The sequence below is a fragment of the Acinetobacter sp. GN11 genome (assembly GCF_054823985.1).
On sequence record NZ_JRVL01000050.1, the window covers coordinates 36,985 to 50,974 of the forward strand.

The following is a 13,990-nucleotide window of genomic DNA, read 5'->3' on the forward strand; positions in this document are numbered from 1 at the left end:
AATTACGCAATACATAATTTAATTACACATTTCATAATAATTGTCATTTCTTGTATTTTCTGTTTTCATTCGCGGTCATGAGAAAAGTCACGCAATTATTTTTTCATGAATATCTATGAAAGTTTGATCAATTTATGATATACGTAATTTATTGGAAAAAAATTACGTGACACGGATGAGAATAATCATATGTCAGCACAAGAGCAAGGAAACCTGAAACATGGTTTGAGTAATCGGCACATCCAGCTTATTGCATTGGGTGGGGCGATTGGCACAGGGCTTTTTCTTGGTATATCACAATCGATTAAATTAGCAGGTCCATCGGTCATCCTCGGTTATGCCATTGCAGGATTTATTGCTTTTTTAATGATGCGTCAGCTTGGTGAAATGGTGGTTGAAGAGCCTGTAAGTGGGTCTTTTAGTCATTTTGCCTACAAATATTGGGGACCATTTGCAGGGTTCATGTCTGGATGGAATTACTGGGTACTCAATGTGCTCGTCTGCATGGCTGAATTAAGCGCAATTGGTCTTTATATTCAATATTGGTGGCCACAAATTCCAACGTGGGCATCAGCTTTAACCTTCTTTGTCCTAATTAATGGCATTAATTTGCTACATGTTAAGTTTTTTGGCGAAATGGAATTTTGGTTCTCTATTGTCAAAATCTTGGCGATTGTGGGAATGATTGGTTTTGGTTCATATTTACTTGCAACCGGTACAGCAGGTCCACAAGCAAGCATTTCTAACCTTTGGGCACTCGGTGGCTTTTTCCCATTTGGTGTTGAAGGCTTAGTCATGGCAATGGCAGTCATTATTTTTGCTTTTGGTGGTATCGAGCTTTTCGGTATTACTGCGGCTGAAGCACGTGATCCTGATAAAACTTTACCTAAAGCTGTAAATCAAATTATTTACCGTATTTTGATTTTCTATATTGCGACACTTTTTGTTTTATTCTCGCTATTCCCTTGGAACCAGATGGCAGAAGGCGGCAGTCCGTTTGTAATGGTATTTGCTTCTTTAGATAGCCAAGGGATTGCAACGTTACTTAACTTCGTTATTTTGACTGCTGCTGTTTCAGTTTATAACGGTACAAGTTATTGCAGTAGCCGTATGCTATTGGGCCTTGCACAACAAGGAAATGCACCAAAAGCATTTGCACACATTAATAAACGCGGTATTCCAACCAATGCAGTGATTCTTTCTGCTGCGGTGACTATTTTATGTGTATTGTTAAATTATATTTTCCCTGAAAAAGCTTTTGGTTTACTCATGATGCTTGTGGTTGCAGCCATTGTGATTAACTGGGTTGTAATTTCGTGGACGCATTTAAAATTCCGTAAATATATGCAAAGCCAAGGTCAAACCACTAAGTTTCCAAGCTTTATGTACCCATTTAGCAACTATTTATGCATCGTGTTTATGTTGGGCATTTTAATTGTAATGTCTTTAACACCAGATATGCGTACTGCAGTCATGATGATTCCTGGTTGGATCTTATGTTTGATGGTAGCGTATCAATTTAAACGCCGAAAATTAAAAGCTGAGCAGTCTTTAACTGCTGTTAAAGCGGATATTTAATAAGATAGTAAGTTGTAGTTATCAAAAGGACGTATTTCATACGTCCTTTTTTATTTTTAAAATTTAGCAACAGAAATTAAAAGATTTTATCATTGTTATAATATAACATTTCTTCAATTTAATGATGAGCAGTTTTCCCATTTTTGGCGAAGATAGAGCATATTTATGAAACGTTATTTAGGTTTACTTTTATTATCTCTCACAGCTTGTAGTACTCAAACTCCCAAACCCACAACTCCTTTGAACACTCAGACGTCCTTACCGCAGCCTAAAAAAATAGTGGTTAGAATAAAACAACAACCTGAAGATTATGTTGCTTGGTTAGCATCATCAGATCACGGACAGTCTGTACAAGCTTATAAGCAGTTTCTTAAGCAAAAAGGGCTTGCCAATTTAGTGCCAGATTATGAGTTATTACGTTCAGCTCGAGATTGGCAAAAATGTGGAGTTGAACCCTATGCGGTGCCACCGAGAGAGATTTGGTCCAATATTGTTCCAACGCTTAGCATTTTAAAAGCATTAGTTGATGATGGTGTGATTAATGATTTTGAAGTGACATCGGCCTATCGAGCTTTATCTCTAAACCGCTGTGCGGGAGGTGCAGATGCTTCTCGACATGTCTTTAATGCAGCGCTTGATTTTCGAATTGGAGCAGAACAGCCTACCGATTTAGACCAGTTCAATATTCAACAAACCAAAACTAAACTTTGTCAGTTCTGGGAAACCAAGGGCCAAGCACTTAATATGGGGCTAGGTGTTTATGCTTCGGGACAAATCCATATTGATAGCCAAGGATTCCGTTCATGGGGACCTGACCATCACTATCGAACCTCGATTTGTCAGTAACTATAAAAGCAATTTTTTCAAAGACTAAAAGAGTTGGCTTAAATAAAACTAGAATAAAAACTTGATCAATAGTTATGTTATAACATAACATAACATAACATAACATTATTGTGGTTTAGAAATAGATTACGCCTGTGATCTGGCCATACTTAAATGGCCAGCCATGATCAGTTTAAATATTATTCAAAGAGATCAAGCCATGCGCACTGCAATCGCCAACTCATTTGCCAAGCTTCCCGTCACTGTTTTATCTGGCTTTTTGGGTGCAGGAAAGACCACATTACTCAACCACATTTTAAATAATCGTGAAGACCGCCGTATTGCCGTGATTGTCAATGATATGTCAGAGGTGAATATTGATGCGGCATTAGTACGCGAAGGTGGGGCGGAGTTTTCAAGAACCGATGAAAAGCTGGTTGAAATGAGTAATGGCTGTATCTGTTGCACGCTACGAGAAGATTTATTGGTTGAGGTTAAACGTTTAGCCGATGAAGGACGCTTTGACCAATTGGTGATTGAGTCGACAGGTATTTCTGAACCGCTGCCTGTTGCAGAAACCTTTACCTTTGAAGATGAAGATGGAAACTCACTCAATGAGTTTGCTCGACTCGACACCATGGTTACGGTAGTCGATGCTTTTAACTTTCTTAAAGATTACGGTTCAATCGATTCCCTGCAACAACGTGGAGAGTCGCTAGGCGAACAAGATGAACGAACTGTGGTAGATCTTCTTATCGATCAGATCGAGTTTTGTGATGTGATTATGCTGAATAAAATTGATTTGATTGATCAGGCTCAGCAAGACCAACTCATCGCAATTTTAAAAACTCTAAACCCGCGTGCTCGAATTGAAATTGCTCAATTTGGAAAGATCGCTTTAGATAAAATCTTAAATACACAGCTATTCGATTTTGATGAAGCTGCACAAGCGCCGGGATGGTTAAAAGAGTTACGTGGAGAACATACGCCAGAGACTGAAGAGTATGGAATCAGTAGCTTTGTTTACCGCGCGCGTCGACCTTTCCATCCAGAACGTTTTTATGATTTGGTGCAGGCTGAATGGCCGGGTGTCGTTCGTTCTAAAGGTTTTTTCTGGTTGGCTGCTGAACCGACATTGGCTTACTCATGGTCACAAGCGGGTGCGATGGCACGACATGGCTTGGCAGGTTATTGGTGGGCCGCCGTTGCAGAAGAAGACTGGCCGAGTGACTTAGACAGCATCGAACAAATTAAAAAGGTTTGGGATGCACGCACAGGTGATGCACGTCAGGAACTGGTTTTAATTGGTATGCAAATGGATGAGCAAGCCTTAATAGAACGCTTAGACAGTTGTTTATTAAGTGATGAAGAAATGGCTTTAGGACCACAAGCTTGGCAGAGCTGGTCTAATCCTTTTAAGCAAGAAGATGAAACCATGTTGATCGCTTAACAAAGTAAAGCCCCTATTTTAAAGGGGCTTATTTTTATGATTTGTCTTTAATGAAAACCTTTCGAATATAGCTGTTAAGCGGTGTTGAATAATATTTTTCAATTACTGCGCTAATGATGAAAGTTAGAACCAAATAGCCAATTAAAAGCATAATTTTGATGCTAGAGTCGGTTTGAGCTGGAATAAAAGCAACCTTCATAAGGCCCAGCACAACCAGATGAAACAAATAAGTTTCGTAACTTCTTTGCCCCAACCAGACCATGATTTTTGTAAATAGGCTATGCGTTTGCGTTCTGGAAGGATGTTGAAAACACAAAATCAGTAAGCCTGTGGCAAGAGCAAATAAGCTAATACCCCATGTACTCACTTCTTTAATTGGGGCATATAAATATAGAGCAACCATACTCAAAATAATGAACCACGAAAGAGGTTTTTTATAGTGCCAATTTGGCTGATATTTATGAGAGAAAATCGCTGTTAAACAGCCAATTGCTATACCATCAAAACTCGAAAAATAATGATATAAATAAGCACCGCTTTCTTCTCCAAAATGAAGAGATCTAAAATAAGGGCCGTATAAAATCACTCCAACAAGTACTGCAACAAAGACCTTATTACTGCGGGTAAGCAGGCACAATAATGGAAAAACAAAGTAAAAAACTTCTTCTACAGAGAGCGACCACAACACCCCTAAAGCATAGTTTACCCAACCGAATTTAATAATCAGGATATTCATCCAGAAGGTTAAAGCCGCAAAAATTGTTAGTGGATATGAGACCTCAATGCCATTCGGAGCTTGGTTCATAAAGGGTTTTAAGTCAAATGAACCAAGTATGCTTACACCTAAAATGAGTAATAACAGACACGGTAAAATACGCGCTGCTCGTCGGATATAAAAATGCTTGAGGTTAATTGCGGAAAATTGTTTGTCTCGTTTTAAAGTGTGATGGGTAATTAAAAAACCCGAAATTACAAAAAACATGGTGACGCCATAATTTCCGTTTCTTGCGATGACTGTGCTAAATGCTTCACCTAAGAAATCAAAACCTAACCATGTATCTTTAAGTTTATAGGGAATATTAAAATGATGTAAAAGAACCAAAAGGATAGACATTCCTCGAAGAATATCTATTTTATAATTACGCATTCGATGTGCTTCCAGTTTTATTAATATACTGTGTGGCAGAAGAATACTATCGATCAGTTATTTTAAATAAAAATTTTAAGCAGCATTTCGTAAATCAGAAAAGACGATACTTTTTACATCCTTGAGTTGAGCACGGGCATAGCAGAAATAACTATTAAATAAATATTGATAAAGCCTTTATATATTTGAATTTCTCTACATAAAACTTTAAATTAGCTCTTATCGAGCTATGCTTATTTTTTAAACTTTTTAAAATCTATTTAATTCATAAATTAACATGTTGTATGTGGTTGTATATACATAGCATGTCAACTAAAATACCTTTTTGCCTGCCGCCTTTTTGAGTATTTGTTATGCCCAGAACATCAAAACAAGAACATGCTGAGCTTTCGATTGAAGCTGATAGTCCAGTTCCTTTATATCAACGCGTAAAACAACTGATTTCACAAAAAATTTATGAAGGTTCATGGGCTGTAAATAAAAAAATTCCTTCGGAAAGTGAACTGGTTAATCAACTCGGTTGTAGCCGTATGACTGTAAACCGTGCGCTTCGTGAATTAACGACTGAAGGGTTGTTGGTTCGAATTCAGGGCGTTGGTTCTTTCGTTGCTGAAGGGCAAGGCCGAACTGCACTTTTTCAGATTAATAATATTGCCGATGAGATTATTGCACGAAACCATAAGCACCACGCTGAAGTTTTAGTCTTAGAACAAATTTATGCAAATGCAGAGCAAAGCGTGTTAATGCAGACTCGCGAAGGGCAAAGATTATTTCATTCGATTATTGTGCATTATGAAAATGATGTACCTGTTCAGGTCGAAGATCGTTTAGTCGACGCAGCGCTCATTCCAGATTATCTACAACAAGATTTTAAAACCATTACCCCAAATGCTTACTTAATGGCGAAAGCACCTGTGTCCGAAGGTGAGCATATTGTTGAGGCAGTTTTAGCATCGCCGCAAGAGTGTAAATGGTTAAAGATCACTAAAGCTGAGCCATGCTTACTGATTCGCCGCCGCACGTGGTCAAACAAACAACTCATTTCAAGTGCGCGTTTGATTTATCCGGGTAGCCGCTATTATCTCGAAGGGAAATTTAATCCATGATTGAATTGATCAGGGCCGATCAATATACAAAAATGCTTTGGAAAAATGGTGCAGGCTTTACTTTAGAAATTGCTCGAAGCCAAGGAGAAGCTGATTTCGATTGGCGCATTTCGATGGCTGATGTGACAACTTCTGGGCCATTTTCGCTATTTCCCAATAAGCAACGGATTATTAGCGTGCTTAATGGACAGGGTATGGTGCTGCATGTCGATGATCTTCCTGCTAAGAAGCTAAACCAAGGCGATATTTTTGCTTTCCATGGTGAAAGTCAGGTCCAAAGTGAACTGATAGATGGGGCAATTCGAGATTTAAATTTAATTTATGATCCTGCAAAGTTTCATGCCCGCTTTCAGATAATAGACGGTGCAGAAGCACAAACCTTTTTAAGTTCGGCAGACCTGATTTTCATTTTTAATAGTGGTTCCGAAGCAGAAGTCGCGATTGAGGACAAAACCCTTTTGCTTGCTGCTCACGAGACTTTAAAAATTGAGAAAACCACTGCGATTACCTTAGTGCATTTCCCTCAAAATTGGGCAAAAAATTGTTATGTTATTGAGTTAATTCAACGTTAAAACTAAATAAATTATTTTTTAAAAGCACATGTCTCGTGAAAAGATATGTGCTTTTTTTATGCAAAATATAAAAATAAATTATTTTAATTCATTGGCTTATTAAATTTTTTTAAAAAAATATGAGCAAGCCTCTTCCCGCCGTAAAATATTTGTGTAGTATATGGATGTATATACAAGTTAATACATTACTATACAAATGCAGAACAAGTGATGTTCTGCTGATGTAAGCTCAAAGGAAGGAGTCCGCCTGTGACAACAACAACGACAACAAAATTTCGTGATGTAGAAATTCGTGCGCCACGCGGCACTGAATTGACGGCTAAAAGTTGGTTAACTGAAGCTCCATTACGTATGTTGATGAATAACCTTGATCCGGACGTTGCAGAAAACCCGAAAGAGTTGGTTGTATACGGTGGTATTGGCCGTGCAGCACGAAACTGGGAATGTTTCGACAAAATTGTAGATACTTTAAAAAATCTTGAAACTGATGAAACTTTATTAGTTCAATCAGGCAAACCAGTCGGTGTATTTAAAACTCATAAAGATGCACCGCGCGTTTTAATTGCAAACTCAAACCTTGTACCGCACTGGGCAAACTGGGAACACTTTAACGAATTAGACGCTAAAGCTTTGGCAATGTACGGTCAAATGACAGCGGGTTCTTGGATCTACATCGGTAGCCAAGGCATTGTGCAGGGTACTTACGAAACTTTCGTTGAGGCAGGCCGCCAACACTACAATGGTGATTTAAACGGTCGTTGGGTTCTTACTGCTGGTTTAGGCGGTATGGGTGGTGCTCAGCCTTTAGCTGCAACACTTGCTGGTGCGTGTTCTTTAAACATTGAATGCCAACAAGCAAGTATTGATTTCCGTTTACGTACGCGTTATGTAGACGAACAAGCGACTGATTTAGATGATGCTTTAGCGCGTATTGATCGTTACACGAAAGAAGGCAAGGTTATTTCAATTGCACTTCATGGCAATGCTGCAGAGATTTTACCTGAGCTTGTTCGCCGTGGTGTACGTCCTGACATGGTAACCGACCAAACAAGTGCACATGATCCACTCAATGGCTACCTACCAGTAGGCTGGACTTGGGATGAATACCGTGAACGCGCGAAAACAGAACCAGAAGCTGTTGTAAAAGCTGCAAAACAGTCGATGGCGAAACACGTACAAGCGATGCTCGATTTCCAAAAAATGGGTGTTCCAACATTTGACTATGGTAATAACATCCGTCAAATGGCGAAAGAAGAAGGTGTAGAAAACGCTTTTGATTTCCCTGGTTTCGTACCTGCTTATATCCGTCCATTGTTCTGCCGTGGTATTGGTCCATTCCGTTGGGCTGCGCTTTCTGGTGACCCAGAAGACATTTATAAAACAGATGCCAAAGTTAAAGAGTTAATTCCTGATGATGAACATTTACATCACTGGTTAGATATGGCACGTGAACGCATTAGCTTCCAAGGCTTACCAGCGCGTATTTGCTGGGTTGGTTTAGGCTTACGTGCAAAACTTGGTTTGGCATTTAACGAAATGGTTCGTAGTGGTGAATTATCAGCACCAGTTGTGATTGGTCGTGACCACTTAGACTCAGGCTCAGTTGCGAGTCCAAACCGTGAAACTGAAGCAATGCAAGACGGCTCAGATGCAGTATCAGACTGGCCTCTATTAAACGCATTGTTAAATACAGCGGGCGGCGCAACTTGGGTGTCTTTACATCACGGCGGTGGGGTAGGTATGGGCTTCTCTCAACACTCAGGCGTTGTGATTGTGTGTGACGGTACAGATGACGCTGCTGCACGTATTGCTCGTGTACTGACCAATGACCCTGCAACAGGTGTTATGCGTCATGCCGATGCCGGTTATGAAATTGCGATTAACTGTGCGAAAGAGCAAGGCTTAAACTTGCCAATGATCACTCAATAAAAACACATGGAAGAACTAGCGGTGCTTTTTGCAATTGTGAAAAGCACTGTCTCAGCAGAATATAGTGCAAAAAATTAGGAAGCCAACATGGAATTACTGATCCAACCGGGAAAATTAACCTTAGCTGATTTACGTCAAGCTTACCTCAACCCGATTAAAGTTAAATTAGATGACAGTGCTTCAGCTGCAATCAACGCAAGCGTGGCTTGTGTAGAACAGATTGTAAATGAAGGGCGTACAGCTTACGGCATTAACACAGGTTTTGGTTTACTTGCTTCAACCAAGATTGCTCCTGAAGATTTAGAACAATTACAGCGTTCGTTAGTTCTTTCGCATGCAGCAGGTGTAGGTGAACCACTTGATGATGCAATGGTTCGTTTAATTATTCTATTGAAAGCAAATAGCTTGGCACGTGGCTTCTCAGGTATTCGCCGTAAAGTCATTGATGCTTTGTTGGCTTTAATTAATGCTGAAGTTTATCCGCATATTCCTCTTAAAGGTTCAGTGGGCGCTTCAGGTGACTTGGCACCACTTGCCCATATGTCATTGATTTTACTTGGTGAAAGTAAAGCGCGTTATAAAGGCGAATGGTTACCAGCAGTTGAAGCTTTAAAAATTGCAGGCTTAGAACCAATTTCTTTAGCAGCGAAAGAAGGCTTGGCACTTCTAAATGGTACCCAAGTTTCGACTGCTTATGCTTTACGTGGCTTGTTTGAAGCTGAAGATTTATTTGCTGCTGCGACAGTTTGTGGTGGCTTAAGTGTTGAAGCAATGCTGGGTTCACGCTCACCGTTCGATGCACGTATTCATGAAGTACGTGGCCAACGTGGTCAAATTGATGTTGCTGCGGCTTATCGTGACCTATTAACAGACTCAAGTGAAATTGCACATTCACACGAAGACTGTAGCAAAGTTCAAGACCCGTATTCTTTACGTTGCCAACCACAGGTGATGGGTGCATGTTTAACCCAAATCCGTCAGGCTGCTGAAGTTTTAGAAATTGAAGCAAATGCTGTATCTGATAACCCACTTGTTTTTGCAGAACAAGGTGATGTGATTTCTGGTGGTAACTTCCATGCAGAACCTGTAGCAATGGCGGCAGATAATTTAGCATTGGCAATCGCAGAAATTGGTTCACTTTCAGAACGTCGTATTTCGATGATGATGGACCGCCACATGTCACAGCTTCCACCGTTCTTGGTTGCTAATGGTGGCGTTAACTCAGGTTTCATGATTGCTCAAGTGACAGCAGCAGCTCTTGCAAGTGATAACAAAGCACTTGCACATCCAGCGAGTGTTGATAGTTTGCCAACTTCAGCGAATCAGGAAGACCATGTATCAATGGCGCCTAACGCGGGTAAACGACTTTGGCCAATGGCTGATAACGTTCGTGGCATCTTAGCTGTTGAATGGTTAGGCGCTTGTCAGGGTCTAGACTTCCGTGAAGGCTTAAAAAGCTCGCCTAAACTTGAACAAGCTCGTAAAATCTTGCGCGATCAAGTTCCTTACTACAGTGAAGATCGTTTCTTCGCTCCTGATATTGAACAAGCAAGTGAATTACTTTCGAGTGGTTGTTTAAACGAGTTACTTATTCCAAAACTACTCCCTAGTCTATCTGAAGTGTGATTGATAAAACGGTCACATGGAGTGGCCGAATCCAACTAAATATCCTCAAGGATTGGAGATTATAATGTCACAAGACTCTACATTACAGCGGGGGCTAAACACCCGCCACATTCGTTTCTTGGCATTGGGCTCAGCAATTGGAACTGGGCTTTTCTATGGTTCGGCTACTGCCATTAAAATGGCGGGGCCTTCGGTCTTACTAGCGTATATCGTTGCAGGGATTGCAATTTATATTGTTATGCGCGCACTGGGGGAAATGGCTGTCCATAACCCTGTATCCGGTTCATTTAGCCACTATGCATCACAATACATAAGTCCTTTGGCCGGTTTTACCACAGGTTGGACTTATGTTTTTGAAATGGTGATTGTTGCACTTGCCGATGTCACCGCTTTTGGTATTTATATGGGGTTCTGGTATCCCGATGTACCACGGTGGATCTGGATTTTATCTCTGATTATGTTCTTGGGTGCCATTAACCTGATTCACGTTAAAGTCTTTGGTGAACTCGAATTTTGGCTTTCCATCATCAAGGTGAGTGCCATTGTTGCCATGATTGTGGGTGGAATAGGCTTAATGTTCTATGGCTTCCATGCTGACCATAGCAATGTTGTTCCGGGACTTCAAAACTTATGGATTTATGATGGCTTCATGCCGCATGGTATTGCAGGCTTAGTTGCATGTTTATCTGTGGTTGTATTTGCTTTCGGTGGTATCGAAATTATCGGTTTAACTGCTGGCGAATCACAAGATCCGAAAACGACTTTGCCAAAAGCAATTAATGCTGTTCCAGTACGTATTTTACTTTTCTATGTACTGACCATTTTTGTTTTGATGTCGATTTTCCCATGGAATCAAATTGGTAGCCAAGGTAGTCCATTCGTACAAATTTTTGAAAATTTAGGCATTAAATCTGCCGCGAATATTTTAAATATTGTGGTGGTGACTGCTGCGATTTCGGCAATTAATAGTGATGTATTTGGCGCCGGCCGTATGCTTTATGGTATGGCAAACCGTGGTCAAGCACCTCGAATCTTCCAAAAATTATCACGTAATGGCGTGCCATGGATGACTGTTGTGGTTATGGCTGGTGTGCTATTGATTGGTGTAGTGCTGAATTACCTAATTCCTGAAAATGTATTCATGATCATTGCATCAATTGCAACGTTTGCAACTGTTTGGGTCTGGCTCATGATTTTGCTTTCGCAAGTTGCGATGCGCCGTAAATTATCTACTGCTGAAATTAAAGCACTTGATTTCCCTGTATGGGGTTGGCCATATGCACCTGCGTTCGCGATTGGTTTTATGGTGTTTATTTTAGTCATGATGGGTTATTTCCCTGATTCACGTCCTGCAATTTATGTAGGTATAACATGGCTTGTTCTTTTAACTATTGCTTATCGCATATGGGTAAAACCACAGCAAAACTTGGGAAAGGAAAGTAATCCTATCCAGCAAAATGTTGAGATAGAAAGCTAACAAATGAACTGCCCAATGGTTTAACTATTGGGCAGTTTTGAGGAAAGGCTCATGAAAAAACTTTGGCAAAATTGCCACATTGCGACCATGCAAAATGGGCAATACTCTTACATTGAAGATGCTGCAATTGTCACAGAAGGGCATCTCATTCAGTGGATTGGAAAACAACAACAACTTCCTACTGACACTTATTCCGAAACAGTTGATTTAAAAGGCGCTTGGGTGACCCCAGGACTCATCGACTGCCATACGCATAGTGTATTTGGTGGCAACCGTAGTGTTGAGTTTGAAAAACGCTTGCAAGGTGTGAGCTATGCGGAAATTGCAGCGAGCGGTGGTGGCATTGCCAGTACAGTACGTGCAACGCGTGAAGCAAGCGAAGAACAACTATTAAATTCAGCACTTAAACGTATTCGCTGTATGCAACAAGACGGTGTAACCACCATCGAGATTAAGTCTGGTTACGGGCTCAATTACGAAAATGAGCGCAAGATGCTGCGTGTGATCCGTCAAATTGGTGAAAAATTACCGATGACGGTAAAAAGCACCTGTTTGGCTGCTCATGCTTTACCGCCAGAGTACAAAGACCAAAGCGATGCTTATATCGAGCATATCTGTACGGAAATGCTGCCTAAACTACATGCTGAAGGTTTGGTCGATGCAGTTGATGCGTTCTGCGAGCATTTAGCCTTTTCACCTGCTCAGGTCGAACGTGTTTTTAAAACGGCACAATCTTTGAATTTACCCGTTAAGCTTCATGCGGAACAGCTTTCATCACTAGGTGGTTCAAGCTTGGCAGCACGTTATCATGCTTTGTCGGCTGACCATTTAGAGTACATGACCGAAGATGATGTCAAAGCTATGGCAGAGTCGGGTACGGTTGCTGTGTTATTGCCGGGCGCCTTTTATCTATTACGTGAAACACAATACCCACCGATTGAAAGTCTCATTAAACATGGCGTGCGTATTGCGCTGTCGAGTGATTTAAATCCGGGTACATCTCCAGCACTTTCTTTACGTTTAATGCTGAACATGGGCAGTACGCTATTCCGTCTTACGCCTGAGCAAGCTTTAGCTGGTGTCACCATTCATGCTGCACAAGCACTCGGTTTAGAGCAAACGCACGGCAGTCTGGAGCAGGGCAAAGTCGCTGACTTTGTGGCTTGGGATATTGAGCATCCATCTGAAATTGTTTACTGGCTGGGCGGAGATTTGCCTAAGCGAGTCATTCAGCATGGACAAGAAGTTATTTTTTAAACGGTGTCACATGAATCACACATTTAAATGGCAAGGTCGCCATGATGGCGAAGGTGAAGCACACCAACGGATTCACCATATTATGAATAAAACCCAACACGCCGAATTTGCGCTGATTGGTTTTAGCTCTGATGAAGGCGTGAAACGTAATAAAGGCCGAGTCGGTGCTGCGGATGCTCCAGATGCAATCCGTAATCAGCTTGCCAATTTACCTATCCATCGTCCCGTGAGTATGGTCGATTTGGGTACGGTAACTTGTGAATATGGCAATTTAGAGCAAGCCCAAACCGAGTTGGCGGAGCAAGTCGCAACTAGTCTACAAAATGGTTTAAAACCAATTGTACTTGGTGGTGGACATGAAGTTGCATTTGGTAGCTTTAGTGGTCTATTCCAATATGTACAAGCTCACGCGCCAGATAAAAAAATAGGCATTATTAATTTTGATGCCCATTTTGATTTACGTGAAGCAGAGCATGCAACTTCTGGAACACCTTTTTTACAGGCAGCTCGACTTTCAGAACAACATCAAAAACAGTTTAATTATTTATGTATTGGGGTAGCCAACCATGCCAATACTAAAGTTTTGTTTGATACAGCGGATGCTCTGAATTGTTCATATTTACGTGATCATGAGGTTAATATTTTTAACCTAAACAACGTGCTCGCGGCGGTTGATGCTTTTATTGAAAAAGTCGACTGTTTATATATCACGATCGACCTTGATGTATTTGCTGCTGCGGTTGCGCCAGGAGTAAGTGCACCTGCTGTAAAAGGAATTGATTTAGCCACTTTTGAAGCAATTTTTAAGCATATTCAAGAGACTGGCAAAATCAAACTTTTAGATATTGCTGAGTGCAATCCAAAATTTGATTTAGACAATAGAACAGCAAAACTGGCTGCATACATTGTGTATCAATATTTGTTTTCTTGAGAAACAATTTTTAGTCTAGAAATGAAAAGTGCACTGAGATCGCTCAAGTGCACTTTTTTTTGACTTTCTGGTAAATTAAAGTCAGATTCGGA

At 40.7% G+C, this 13,990-nt stretch carries 11 protein-coding genes; 10 read left to right on the top strand and 1 reads right to left on the bottom strand.

Going from position 1 to position 13,990, the window contains the following annotated elements:
- Positions 1 to 189: 189 nt before the first annotated feature.
- The 3 genes from NL42_RS06625 (at position 190) to zigA (ending at position 3,853) form a co-directional block, all read left to right on the top strand.
- A complete protein-coding gene (locus NL42_RS06625; RefSeq protein ID WP_461312190.1) occupies positions 190 to 1,578 on the top strand; it encodes an amino acid permease in 1,389 nt (462 codons plus the stop codon).
- 165 nt (positions 1,579 to 1,743) lie between these two features.
- Positions 1,744 to 2,424 carry a D-Ala-D-Ala carboxypeptidase ZrlA gene (gene zrlA, locus NL42_RS06630; protein ID WP_461312191.1) on the top strand — a complete coding sequence of 227 codons (681 nt, stop codon included), beginning with the start codon at positions 1,744 to 1,746 and terminating at the stop codon, positions 2,422 to 2,424.
- Positions 2,425 to 2,587: 163 nt separating this feature from the next.
- Positions 2,588 to 3,853: a zinc metallochaperone GTPase ZigA gene (gene zigA, locus NL42_RS06635; RefSeq protein WP_461312192.1), complete on the top strand. Its 1,266-nt coding sequence runs from the start codon at positions 2,588 to 2,590 to the stop codon at positions 3,851 to 3,853.
- A 34-nt stretch (positions 3,854 to 3,887) separates the two neighbouring features.
- Here the strand turns inward: zigA and NL42_RS06640 are convergent, their stop codons facing one another.
- Entirely contained in the window at positions 3,888 to 5,000 is a 1,113-nt protein-coding gene (locus NL42_RS06640) for an acyltransferase family protein (protein WP_461312193.1), read from the bottom strand.
- Between the two features lie 353 nt (positions 5,001 to 5,353).
- On the opposite strand from NL42_RS06640, the gene hutC reads away from it, so the two are divergent.
- From hutC to hutG, 7 genes are all read left to right on the top strand, one after another.
- Complete coding sequence (gene hutC, locus NL42_RS06645) at positions 5,354 to 6,106, top strand: histidine utilization repressor (protein ID WP_005066641.1); 753 nt, start codon at positions 5,354 to 5,356, stop codon at positions 6,104 to 6,106.
- Entirely contained in the window at positions 6,103 to 6,678 is a 576-nt protein-coding gene (locus NL42_RS06650) for a HutD/Ves family protein (protein WP_461312194.1), read from the top strand. Before hutC ends, NL42_RS06650 begins: the two co-directional genes overlap by 4 nt.
- Positions 6,679 to 6,927: 249 nt before the next feature.
- The gene (hutU, locus tag NL42_RS06655) at positions 6,928 to 8,607 is read left to right on the top strand and encodes a urocanate hydratase (RefSeq protein ID WP_004640122.1); all 1,680 of its coding nucleotides are present in this window, start codon (positions 6,928 to 6,930) and stop codon (positions 8,605 to 8,607) included.
- Positions 8,608 to 8,694: 87 nt separating this feature from the next.
- The gene (gene hutH, locus NL42_RS06660; protein ID WP_461312195.1) at positions 8,695 to 10,233 is read left to right on the top strand and encodes a histidine ammonia-lyase; all 1,539 of its coding nucleotides are present in this window, start codon (positions 8,695 to 8,697) and stop codon (positions 10,231 to 10,233) included.
- A gap of 64 nt (positions 10,234 to 10,297) precedes the next feature.
- A complete protein-coding gene (locus tag NL42_RS06665) occupies positions 10,298 to 11,710 on the top strand; it encodes an amino acid permease (RefSeq protein ID WP_461312196.1) in 1,413 nt (470 codons plus the stop codon).
- 51 nt (positions 11,711 to 11,761) lie between these two features.
- Entirely contained in the window at positions 11,762 to 12,967 is a 1,206-nt protein-coding gene (hutI, locus tag NL42_RS06670; protein ID WP_461312197.1) for an imidazolonepropionase, read from the top strand.
- A gap of 10 nt (positions 12,968 to 12,977) precedes the next feature.
- A complete protein-coding gene (gene hutG / locus NL42_RS06675) occupies positions 12,978 to 13,898 on the top strand; it encodes a formimidoylglutamase (protein ID WP_461312198.1) in 921 nt (306 codons plus the stop codon).
- Positions 13,899 to 13,990: the final 92 nt, after the last annotated feature.